The organism is Bathymodiolus heckerae thiotrophic gill symbiont, assembly GCF_900128515.1.
Taxonomy (GTDB): domain Bacteria; phylum Pseudomonadota; class Gammaproteobacteria; order PS1; family Pseudothioglobaceae; genus Thioglobus_A.
This window is the reverse complement of record NZ_FQTP01000002.1, coordinates 42429-54130: the sequence shown is the minus strand read 5'-3', so window position 1 is coordinate 54130 and position 11702 is coordinate 42429. Positions and strand designations below refer to the sequence as shown.

General features: G+C 39.1%; 11 protein-coding genes and 1 pseudogene. 5 read left to right on the top strand and 7 right to left on the bottom strand.

The features are described 5' to 3' along the window. From BTHERMOSOX_RS00645 to BTHERMOSOX_RS11730, 5 genes are all read left to right on the top strand, one after another. The coding region (locus BTHERMOSOX_RS00645; RefSeq protein WP_138118488.1) for an efflux RND transporter permease subunit at nt 1–1626 on the top strand (1626 nt) is incomplete at its 5' end. After that, on the top strand, nt 1626–2429 hold the full coding sequence (locus tag BTHERMOSOX_RS00640; protein WP_138118487.1) for an outer membrane lipoprotein-sorting protein: 804 nt from the start codon (nt 1626–1628) through the stop codon (nt 2427–2429). The genes BTHERMOSOX_RS00645 and BTHERMOSOX_RS00640, both read left to right, overlap by 1 nt. 3 nt (nt 2430–2432) lie before the next feature. After that, nucleotides 2433–3716 (top strand): DUF1302 family protein, encoded by a 1284-nt coding sequence (locus tag BTHERMOSOX_RS00635; RefSeq protein WP_138118486.1) that lies wholly within the window; start codon nt 2433–2435, stop codon nt 3714–3716. Between the two features lie 67 nt (nt 3717–3783). After that, on the top strand, nt 3784–4344 hold the full coding sequence (locus BTHERMOSOX_RS00630) for a hypothetical protein (protein ID WP_138118485.1): 561 nt from the start codon (nt 3784–3786) through the stop codon (nt 4342–4344). Nucleotides 4345–4965: 621 nt separating this feature from the next. Next, a complete protein-coding gene (locus BTHERMOSOX_RS11730; RefSeq protein ID WP_249360561.1) occupies nt 4966–5247 on the top strand; it encodes a hypothetical protein in 282 nt (93 codons plus the stop codon). Nucleotides 5248–5341: 94 nt separating this feature from the next. Here the strand turns inward: BTHERMOSOX_RS11730 and tsf are convergent, their stop codons facing one another. The 7 genes and pseudogenes from tsf to BTHERMOSOX_RS00590 form a co-directional block, all read right to left on the bottom strand. Further along, complete coding sequence (gene tsf / locus BTHERMOSOX_RS00620; protein WP_138118484.1) at nt 5342–6220, bottom strand: translation elongation factor Ts; 879 nt, start codon at nt 6218–6220, stop codon at nt 5342–5344. A gap of 70 nt (nt 6221–6290) precedes the next feature. Then, nucleotides 6291–7199, bottom strand: a complete 909-nt coding sequence (gene rpsB, locus BTHERMOSOX_RS00615; protein WP_138118483.1) for a 30S ribosomal protein S2 — start codon at nt 7197–7199, stop codon at nt 6291–6293. A 266-nt stretch (nt 7200–7465) separates the two neighbouring features. Continuing rightward, nucleotides 7466–8140 carry a ribulose-phosphate 3-epimerase gene (gene rpe / locus BTHERMOSOX_RS00610; RefSeq protein ID WP_138118482.1) on the bottom strand — a complete coding sequence of 225 codons (675 nt, stop codon included), beginning with the start codon at nt 8138–8140 and terminating at the stop codon, nt 7466–7468. A gap of 34 nt (nt 8141–8174) precedes the next feature. Further along, a complete protein-coding gene (gpmI, locus tag BTHERMOSOX_RS00605) occupies nt 8175–9713 on the bottom strand; it encodes a 2,3-bisphosphoglycerate-independent phosphoglycerate mutase (RefSeq protein WP_138118481.1) in 1539 nt (512 codons plus the stop codon). Nucleotides 9714–9742: 29 nt separating this feature from the next. Further along, the gene (ychF, locus tag BTHERMOSOX_RS00600) at nt 9743–10834 is read right to left on the bottom strand and encodes a redox-regulated ATPase YchF (RefSeq protein ID WP_138118480.1); all 1092 of its coding nucleotides are present in this window, start codon (nt 10832–10834) and stop codon (nt 9743–9745) included. 46 nt (nt 10835–10880) lie between these two features. Continuing rightward, nucleotides 10881–11456, bottom strand: a complete 576-nt coding sequence (pth, locus tag BTHERMOSOX_RS00595; RefSeq protein WP_138118479.1) for an aminoacyl-tRNA hydrolase — start codon at nt 11454–11456, stop codon at nt 10881–10883. 20 nt (nt 11457–11476) lie between these two features. Next, nucleotides 11477–11702, bottom strand: a pseudogene (locus BTHERMOSOX_RS00590) (50S ribosomal protein L25/general stress protein Ctc); the annotation flags it as partial.

Here is an 11702-nt window from a genome sequence, read left to right as displayed (position 1 = left end):
GCTATTGTGGTTGTATTGGCAGTTTTGTTTAAGCGTGCATCGGGTGTGATTTTGCCATTGCTTGCAGTAACTTTTACCATTACTGTGGTACTCTCATTAATGGCTATTACTGGTGCACCATTTACCATTGTTACTCAGATTATGCCTTCATTTTTATTGGCAGTGATTACCGGCGGATCCATACATTTACTCTCTGTTTTTTATAAGGATTTTGCCAAGACGCACGATGTCAAAAAATCCTTGAGTTATGCTATGGGCCATTCAGGTCTTGCTATTGTAATGACTTCTTTAACCACGGCAGCCGGACTGTGGTCATTTTCGTTTTCAGAATTATCGCCAGTTGCTGACCTGGGTGTTTTCGCCAGTAGTGGCGTTTTGATCGGGCTAATTTTTACCTTGATATTGATTCCAGCGTTAATTAGCATGAGTAAGATCAAGGTTAAATCAAGCAAAGAGGATGCGCACGAGCATACCAACATGGATCACATGTTATTAGGCATTAGCCGTATTTCTACTGGCTATCCAAAAGCTATTGTTGCTATTAGTGGCGTGATGATTATTGTTGCTATTTTCTTTGCTTCGCAGTTGCGTTTTGAGCATTATCCTTTGGAATGGTTTCCAGAGAACCATGTATCAAGAGTGGCTACTGAAATTGTCGATGACAAATTAAAGGGCTCTGTAACGCTTGAGGTAATTGTCGACACACACCAAGAAAATGGACTATATAATCCGGACATACTTAATAAAATTGAAAGCGCTACTGAGTACTTAAACAGCATTCAAACCGAGACTTATTTTGTTGGAAAAACACTTAGTTTGGTGGATGTTTTGAAAGAAACCAACCGAGCGTTAAATGAAAATAAACCTGAATTTTATACCATTCCACAAGACAAAGATTTGATCGCCCAAGAGCTATTTTTATTCGAAAATAGCGGCAGTGATGACTTACAAGATTTTGTAGATTCAAGTTTTTCAAAGGCTAGAATTACGGTTAAAGTGCCTTACATTGATGCACTACAATACAATGAATTTATCTCCCTGGTTCAGACAGAATTAGACAAAGAATTTAAAGGTGTGGCAACTGTATCGCTCACAGGAATAACCACCTTGTTGGCAGTTATTATGGAAAAATCCATTAATTCAAGTGCAGTTAGTTATATGATCGCCTTTGGTTTGATTTCTATCATGATGATTATCTTGGTTGGTAATGTCAAAATTGGCCTAATCAGTATGATTCCAAACATGCTACCAATTTTGTTTTTATCTACAATTATGGTTGTTTTCGATATGCCGTTAGACATGTTCACTATGCTTATTGGTGCAATTGCACTCGGCTTAGCGGTGGATGATACCGTACACTTTATGCACAATTTTAGGCGCTATGAACTTGAATATAACGATGTAGACAAAGCCGTAAGATTAACATTGATGGGAACTGGTAGAGCTATTGTGGTTACCTCTGTTGTTCTATCAGTTGGATTCTTGGTGTTGTTATTTGCATCAATGAGTTCAATGTTTAACTTTGGTGTTTTAACTGCCAGTGCTATTTTCATCGCACTTATGGCCGACTTCTTCTTGGTGCCGGCTATCATGAAATTAATGATCCACAATAAAGGAGACCTATAATGAATAAATTTTTAACCATTGTCATGGGTGTATTTTTGGCCACATCTGTAGTAGCCGGAAACCAAGCAAGAGATATCATGGAAAAAGTAGATGCAAGAGATGATGGGTCTAGTGTTATTTCAACCATGCAAATGACTTTGATTGACAAAAAAGGCAAGCAACGTATTCGACAAATGCGTACTTTTTCAACAGATATTGACGCCAATACTGAGCATAAAACTATTTTCTTTTTATCACCAAGCGATGTTAAGAATACTGCATTTTTAACCTACGACTACAGTGGTGATGATAAGGATGATGATCAGTGGATGTATTTGCCAGCGTTGAAAAAAACCAAGCGAATTCCTGCTAGTGATAAAGATGCCGCTTTTATGGGCAGTGATTTTTCTTATGCAGATATGACTGATAAAGAATTGGATGACTATACTTTTAAGCTTGTTAAAGAGACAGCGATTACGCGTAAAGAAGGTAAAGTCCCAGTTTGGGTGATTGAATCAACACCCGTGAGTCAAGATGTTATTGATGAAACGGGATATACCAAAAGCACACTTTATATCCGCAAGGATAATTACGTACTTACTCGTGCTAAATTTTATTTGAAAAAAGGCTCAAGAGTTAAGTACATGGATGTTCGTAAGCTAGAGAAAATTGACGGTATCTGGGTGGCAATGCAAACCACGATGACGACTAAGCAAGGCAAGTCAACATTACACAAAACCATCCTTACTAATTCTGATGTCGAAATTAACAAAGAAATTTCCAGTGATATATTTACTGTTCGTATGATTGAAAAAGGCTTGTAAATTATGAAGTGGCTGCCAATCAGCATTATTTTGATTTTGCCTTTGAATGCTTATGCAGAAGATGGTTTTGACGATGACGGCTTTGACGAAGAAGTTGTAAAAATTGTTATTGAAAGCGCCCCAATTTCTAAAGGTGTGTTGTATGGTTCGATAGATATTGAAGCACACCAAAATATTAGTAATGGTAAGAATCTTTCATCTTTGAAAACTTTGGTAGATATTATTGGTGAATACAAATTTGATAACGGCATTAAAGTTAACAGTAACTTAAAAAGTTATCATGATTTCACTTATGACTTGGAAAATCGAGATGTACCAAATGGCTACGAAAATGAAATTAACCTAAACGAACTCAATATTGAGCTCGAAATTTCCTCAAATTTTGATTTTAAGACAGGAAGGCAGATCGTAGTATGGGGAAAGTCAGATTCTATCCGAATAACGGATATCCTGAATCCATTAGACAATCGAACGCCAGGATTGGTCGATATTAAGAATTTACGCTTAGGTCGAACCATGAGTAAGCTTGATTATTATGTTGATAATTTAAACTTGTCAGTTATTGCCATTCATGAAAATCGTTTTAGTGAAAATCCAAAGTTTGGTTCTGATTTTAAATCTACTGCCGATGCAGCTGAAAATAAGCCTGAAGATAATTTAAAAAATACAAGTACGGCGTTAAGTCTTACAGGTGTTTTTGAAGGTTACGATTTAGGGTTGTATTATGCAGATACTTATATTGACAAGCCTTATTTGATTAGTAGTAGCACAACATTGAATTACGACAATAAATCAAAAATGTTTGGTGCGGCTTACAATCAGGTTAGCGGTAGCTTTTTGTTAAAAGCTGAGGCGGCACATTTTGACACCGTCAAGTATAATGGTGTGACCAATGCCAAAGTTAGAACAGATACATTGTTAGGCATTGAATATAACGGCATTACTGATGGCTCAATTGGCTATGAGGTTGCACTGAGAAAAATCCATGATTATGAAACCGCAATTGGCGGTGTAGCAAATGGCTATAAGCGCGAAGAGGAGTATCAGCAAGTGGTACGCCTTAATCAGTCTTATCTTAATCAGACGTTAGATCTGAGCGTAGTGCTTAGTGTGATGGGCTCATCAGCACAAGACGGCGGATCTGCGAGAGTGTCGCTTGATTATGCGATAGACGACGAGACTGCGGTTAGTGGCGGTGTAATTGATTATATTGGCGGAGACAATCTTGCCATTGATGCCTATAAGGATAACGACAGAATATTTGCAACGATTAGTCGATCTTTTTAGCCCAATTTGAATTTTTATCTATATTATGATATAATAATATACATTGAAAATTATTTATTTTGACATTATGAAAAAGACAAGACTAACTGCTATTCTGCTAAGTGTTTTAACCTTAAGCGCTAGCGCATTTTTTAACACAGACAATCTTTCTCCATTTGGCAATGGCAGCATAGGTTACAACAGCACCGCTCCATGGAATAAAGGCTCTAATTGGAATCCTATGTTCACAGGCGTTGGGTACTCGCCTGCTAATGATGCACGTAATATGAGTCGTTATGGTGCACGCCCAGACTCTCTTAGAGATTATCGTCAAGATCCAAGGTTTTTACCTAATAGTTCAGCAATGGCTGCGCCTAATCAGGTTCAGCCGAGCAATTGGTTAAAGGATACGGATTTTAGTCAAACACTTAAGCAAATTAAAAATTCAGGTAGCAAGGTTTTTTTTGTTAATGAGATGCCGGTTAGTTTTGAAGCAGGCTATCAACGCACACAAGACCAATCTTTGGAAATTCGCAAAGCTATAGAAGCGCAAATGCAGAATTATGGAAATACAAATAGCATCTATGGCAAACAAGGGTACCTACTATCGCCTGCAGCCTCATCAACATCAAGGATTGAGTCTGATTAGTTGTTAATTAATGTTTTGTCTTATTAAAATCGCCATTATTGGCGATTTTTTGTTTACATGAGTTCATTCTTAATTTTACTAATCAAGGGTGTTTAATTGTAATAAAAAATACATAAACAGACTTAAAAATAGACTTTTAATCGATTTTTAATGTAATTTAGTCTATAAATTTGACTGATTTGCATTTTTTTAATATTTTTTTACCTCTATAAGTACTGTTGTAGTAGCTTTTTTAATATTTAGTAAAAATTATATTAGAATATCATTGACTTCTAATATTGTTGTTGTATAATACTCCCCATGCAGAACAACAGTTCAGCACTTTAAAACACCTCACTAATGAAGGTGTTAGAACAACATAATAATCTAGGAGATTAACATGAAAAAAATTATCGCAATTACTACATTAGTAGCAGCTACTTCAGCTTCAGCTTTCTTTGGTAACTCAAACAACAACGGTTTTGGTAACTAAACTTGGTAACTCAAACGGCATGTCTAACTGGGGTCCTTTCGATGGTGGTTCTAACATGGGCCCTTTCAACGGTGGTTCTAACTGGGGTCCTTTCAACGGCGGCAACAACATGGGTCCTTTCAACGGTGGTTCAAACATGGGTCCTTTCAATGGCGCGTCAAAACATGGGTCCTTTTGCTAACAGCAACGACATGAACAACGATTCTGATTGGGGTTTCCATTACAACAACAAGAACAAAACTTCTAACAAGTCTAACGCTACTACAGACGGTAAGTTTGCTGGTGTTGCAACTGCTGACGCTAAAGGTGTTGCTGATGCATACGCTAAAGGTCAAGCTGACGCTTTTGCTAAGGCTCAAGCTGATGCATACGCCAAAGGTTACGCAGACGCTAAAACTAACGCTGCTGTAGACTCACGTGACACTAAGTAATTAGCATCCACGTTAAGCGATTGAGCTAGCGCCTCTTCGCTTTTAGTAAAAAAACCACCTTAGCGCTCTTTTTTAACATCTCAAAGGTAAGGAACTAGCCTTTCATTTGAGCAGCAACCTCTTCAGCAAAGTTTTCTTCTTTCTTTTCAATGCCTTCGCCTACTTCATATCTAATGAAAGAGACTACTGTTGCATTGTTTTTCTTAGCTAAAGCGCCAACAGTAGTATCTGGATCCTTAACAAAAGCTTGGCCGTAAAGCGTCACTTCATTGATGAACTTCTTCATGCGTCCACCAATCATTTTTTCAATGATGTTATCAGGCTTGCCAGATTCACGAGCTCGCTCAACAAAAATTGCCTTTTCTCTTTCTAATAGAGAGGCGTCAAGCTCGTCTTCAGTAATACACTCAGGGCGTGTTGCCGCAACATGCATTGCAATGTCTTTTGCTAGGACTTCATCGCCACCCTCTAAAACAGCTAGTACTGCGATACGCTCACCGTGCTTGTAAGCACCGATAACGCCCGAATCAACAGTAATCGTGTGAACGCGTCTAATTGATACATTTTCACCAACTTTAGCAACGATATCTTCACGAGATTTCTCAAGTGAATCGCCATTGTCTAATGTTTGCATCATGAATTCTTCAATGTTAGCCGGCTTTGTTTTTAATGCCAATGCACCTAAGGTATCGACGAAGTTAATAAAGGCATCGCCCTTAGTAACAAAGTCAGTCTCAGAATTGATTTCTAAGATGGTCGCTGTTTTGTTGTCATCACTGATGTTAACCTTAACTAAGCCTTCAGCAGCAACACGGCTAGATTTTTTAGCAGCCTTTGCAGCACCCGAAGAGCGCATTAAATCGATTGCAGCCTCAAGATCACCATTGGTTTCAGTTAAGGCTTTTTTACAGTCCATCATGCCTGAGCCCGTTCTTTCTCTTAATTCTTTAACTAGAGCAGCTGTAATTGCCATAATTATCTCCTATGAATATTTTGCATACAAGGTGCGTTTTCGCCCTTTGTAAGCAGTTATTTTTTATAAATTATGCAAGTTTTGCAATAATGTCAGCTTTAGTGTCTTTGCTAGCAATTTCAACGCCTTGTTTTTTTGCAAGTGTAACTAAGTCGGCTTTCAACATTGCGTTAAGATCTGCGGCAGCAGGTTTAGCAGCAGGTTTAGCAGCAGCCTTCTCGGCTACTGGCGCTTCAGTTTTAGCTTTTTTAACAGGCGCCTTTTGCTTAACAACAGACTCTTTAACTCTTGTAGCGCCGGCAGCAGCCTTAGCCTCTAGAATTGAGTTGGCAATTTCTCTTGCGTAGTAGCCGATTGCTCTAATAGAGTCGTCGTTACCAGGTACAACATAATCAATGCCTTCAGGGTTGTGATTAGTATCAACAATACCGATAATTGGAAGACCTAATTTTTTAGATTCTGCAATAGCATTTTTCTCATGACCAATATCGATCACGAATACTACATCTGGAATACCGCCTAGATCTTTAATACCGCCTAAACTACGCTCTAATTTTTCCATTTCACGAGTCATCATTAGCGCTTCTTTTTTGCCGAATTGGGCAAAGTTATCTTCTGCTAAAAATTCAAGATCTTTAAGGCGTTTGATAGATGCTTTGATGGTTTTGTAGTTAGTCATCATGCCGCCTAACCAGCGATGGTTAACGTAAGGCATGCCACAGCGGATTGCTTCTTCTTTCATGATGTCAGAAGCTGCGCGCTTAGTACCAACAAAAAGAATTGAGCCACCTGCAGCAGCAGTTTTTGATGCAAAGTTAAGTACATCGTTAAACATTGGTGATGTTTTTTCTAAGTTAATGATATGAACACCGTTACGAGTACCGTAGATGTATTTATCCATTTTTGGGTGCCAGAAGCGTGAGCGGTGACCAAAGTGTACACCTGCTTCAAGCATTTTTTTCATTGACGTTTTTGCCATTTTATTTCTCCATGGGGTTGGTGAAGTATCTTTTTTGACACTTCCTTCCACAACTCCTAACAATCAACCCTTGTTTTCAAAGGGCACCCTGATAGCTATGTCGAGCTGTGTGATACATTAAAACGAGTTAGGCGCCTGATATACAAGCGCCTAACTCAACATTAGATTTTTTTCTTAGAGCTAAAGCACCAAGTAAAAATCTTAAAAGATGCAATTATACCGAATTAACCTTGATGTATCAAGCGCCAAGACGATAGTAATGCTTGCTATTTAGCTTTTGCTAATTCGGCGCGCATCGCATCAATAGTGGTTTTGTAATCATCGGTATTAAAGATCGCCGAACCGGCAACAAACGTATCTGCGCCCGCTTCTGCAACTTCACGAATATTGTCAATCTTAACGCCACCATCAATCTCTAAACGAATGTCTCTGCCACTTGCATCAATTAGTTCACGCACTTGACGACATTTTATTAAGGTTTGTGGAATGAATGATTGTCCACCAAAACCCGGGTTTACAGACATCAATAGAATCATGTCCAGTTTGTCCATGACATTTTCAAGAACATGTAATGGTGTTGCAGGGTTGAATACTAGTCCAGCTTTACAGCCAGCTTCTTGAATCATGGCTAAAGTTTTGTCAATGTGCTCAGATGCTTCTGGGTGGAAAGTAATGTATGAAGCGCCAGCTGAAATAAAATCAGGGATCAGTCTATCAACAGGTTTAACCATTAGGTGTACATCAATTGGTGCGGTGACGCCATGGTTTCTAAGCGCTTCACAAACTAGTGGGCCAATCGTTAGATTGGGCACGTAATGGTTGTCCATTACGTCAAAGTGAACAATATCTGCACCATCACGTAATACATTATCAACCTCTTCACCAAGTCTGGCAAAGTCTGCCGCCAAAATTGATGGTGCAATAAAATTTTCTTGTTTCATATTTTTTCTCCTGAATGTATATCTAGTGTTTATTTTACTTAAAAGTTAGTAAGCTTTTGCCAGTCATTTCACCAGGCTGCTCAATATCCATCATCGCAAGTAGTGTTGGCGCAATATCGGATAAGGCGCCCTCACAAGGGGGCATGATATCCACTTTTCTTGAACTAACAAAAACTAATGGCACTGGGTTGTTGGTATGGGCTGTATGTACTTCTTGAGTTTCCGGATTGACCATTTGTTCGGCATTACCATGATCGGCGGTAATTAAAATTTCACCATCGATGGCTTTAACCGCCTGGAATACAATACCCAAACAAGTATCAACAGCCTCAACTGCTTTGATAGCTGCATCGAGTTTTCCAGAATGCCCAACCATATCAGTATTGGCATAATTACAAATAATTAAGTCATATTTTTGGCTTTCAATATTTTCAACCAATTCATCGGTTAGCTCAAAAGCACTCATTTCTGGTTGAAGGTCATAAGTGGCAACTTCAGGTGATGGAATAAGCACTCTATCTTCACCATTAAATGGACGCTCGATGCCACCATTTAAAAAGAAAGTCACATGCGCATATTTTTCTGTTTCAGCAATCCTGAGTTGTGTCATGCCTAAATTGGCCAAGTATTCGCCCAAGACATTATTGAGTGCTGATGAAGGATAGGCAACCGGAAGATTGAAGCTCTTTTTATATTCGGTAAGGCAAATGAACTGAGTAGGAACAAAGGTGCCACGTGAAAATCCTTGAAAATCCTCATCAGTAAAAGCTTGGGTTATTTGACGCGCACGATCAGCACGATAATTCATAAAGATTAATACGTCGTCTTTATGAAGTTTGATTGGTGCATTGATGACTGTTGATTGAATAAATTCATCTGTTTCATCTCTTTCGTAAGCTTGTTCAATCGCATTGATTGCTGATTTTGCCAAGAATTTTCCCTTACCTTTGGCAATTAATTCATAGGCGCAACGAGCACGAGACCAACGATTATCTCTGTCTAGAGAGAAGTAGCGACCAATAACAGTTGCAATTTCTCCCGTTCCAAGTTCAGAAATTTTATCTTCCAGGTTTTGAATGTATTTTTTAGCGCTTTTTTGAGCGCAGTCTCTACCATCAGTAAAGACGTGTAAATAAACATCTTTACAGCCTTGCTCGTGTGCCATTTCCAACATGCCATGAATTTGCTCTTCATGAGAGTGGACACCACCATCAGATAGTAGTCCCATAATATGGACAGCTTTGCTATTGTCGTTGGCGTATTCTAGGGCATTTTTTAAAATAGGGTTTCTAAAAAAATCACCATTATTAATGTCATTATGAATACGAGTAAAGGCTTGTTTAACAACACGACCTGCGCCTAAATTCAAATGGCCCACTTCAGAGTTGCCCATTTGCTCCCCAGGAAGGCCTACTTGTTTACCACTCGTGAGAATAAGAGAGTGCGCAAACTGTTCGTTAAATCGGTCCCAAACTGGCGTTTTGGCTAAAGCGATGGCATTATTTTCTGTTGTTTCAGAGTGTCCCCAGCCATCAAGAATGAGTAATACTTTGGTGTTCTTTTTAGATTTCATAACAATAACAAATGCCTTAAATAAAAGAGTTAAACGTTAAATAAGAAGTGTACCACATCACCGTCTTGAACGATGTATTCCTTGCCTTCAGAGCGTAATTTCCCGGCTTCTTTGGCGCCTTTTTCTCCACCAAATTCGATAAAATCTTTAAAGCTAATGGTTTCAGCGCGAATAAAGCCTTTCTCAAAATCACCATGGATTTTCCCGGCAGCTTGTGGCGCACTGTCACCGATGTTAATCGTCCATGCACGAACCTCTTGAACACCAGCTGTAAAGTAAGTTTGTAAACCGAGTAATGTATAGCCTGCACTGATTAGACGATCAAGACCCGACTCTGTTTGCCCCATCTCATCAAGAAACTCTTGTTTTTCTTCAGTATCAAGTTCTGAAATTTCTGCCTCAATATCAGCACAGATAGCTACTACTTCAGCACCTTCAGTACTGGCGAAATTTTTTACTACATCAAGATGAGGATTGTTTTCAAAGCCGCTCTCGCTAACATTTGCCATATATAAGACAGGCTTAATAGTTAGCAACTGGAAGCCACGTAAAAGCTTTAGTTCTTCTTCATCAAAGTCTAGACTTCTTGCGCTTTTTCCAGCCTCAAGTGTGGGCAAAACTTTCTCTAAAAGCTCTCGTAGAGGCAGGCCATCTTTTTGCCCAGACTTGGTATTCTTAACTGCCTTTTGTAATAATTTTTCAACGACATCTAGGTCGGCTAAAATCAGCTCTGTATTAATAATTTCAATGTCATCTAGGGGCGATATTTTGCCAGCAACATGAATGATGTCATCATCTTCGAAGCAGCGAACCACATGAACAATTGCATCTGTTTCGCGAATATTGGTTAAGAATTGATTGCCTAATCCTTCGCCTTTTGAGGCACCCTCAACTAAGCCGGCAATGTCAACAAATTCCATAGTTGTTGGCAGGATTTTTTCAGGACTAACGATATCAGCCAATGCTTGAAGGCGCTTGTCATTAATAGGAACAATACCAACATTTGGCTCAATAGTACAAAAAGGATAGTTTGCCGATTCGATGCCTGCTTGGGTTAGTGCATTAAATAAGGTTGATTTTCCAACGTTGGGTAGTCCAACAATACCACATTTAAATCCCATTTTTTCTCCTTTTGATTGGCACCAATGTTTGTAAAAACACTAGTATTTAATCTTTTGTATGTAAGTTTTTCATAGCCTTGTCAGTATCGCCTTTAACAACATCATCAATCACTTGCAAGGCATCAGTCATAGCATTCTGAATTTGCGTTAATTCACTTTTATTGGGCGCGTGCAAGACATAATCAGCCACCTGAGATTTATCGCCAGGATGGCCAATGCCAAGGCGTAAGCGATAGAAAGACTTTGTGCTAAGTGCTTTGATTGTATCACGCAAACCGTTGTGCCCACCATGACCACCTTCAGCCTTAAGCTTGGCCGTACCAAAGTCTAAATCAAGCTCATCATGAACAACAAGTATTTCTACCGCATCAAGTTGGTAAAATTTTGCCAACGCCTGGATTGATCGACCAGAGCGATTCATAAAGGTATTGGGTTTTAATAGACGAACGCTTAAACCGGAAATAGTGACTTGTGTCACATCACCAGAAAATTTAGATTCCTTTTTAAAAGTGGCCGAATACAAGTTGGCCAATGCGTCACAAAACCAAAAACCAACATTATGTCGATGCGACTGATAGTCTTTGCCTGGATTACCCAGGCCAACAATCAGTTTAATCGCCATAATGTCTTACTCAATAATGATTACTTGTCGCCTTTATCATCAGCCTCAGCATCGGCATCATCGCCAACTACTTCAGTTTCAGGTGCAACCGGTGCGTCGTCTTCAACTTCAGCCATAATCTTAGCTTCCTGAACCGCAACAACACTTTGGTCATGTGCTTCAATATCGCCATGAGTTAGTGCAGTTAAAGTAACACCTTTAGGCATGTCAAGGCCAGTTAAGCTGATATGATCGCCCAGCTCAAGA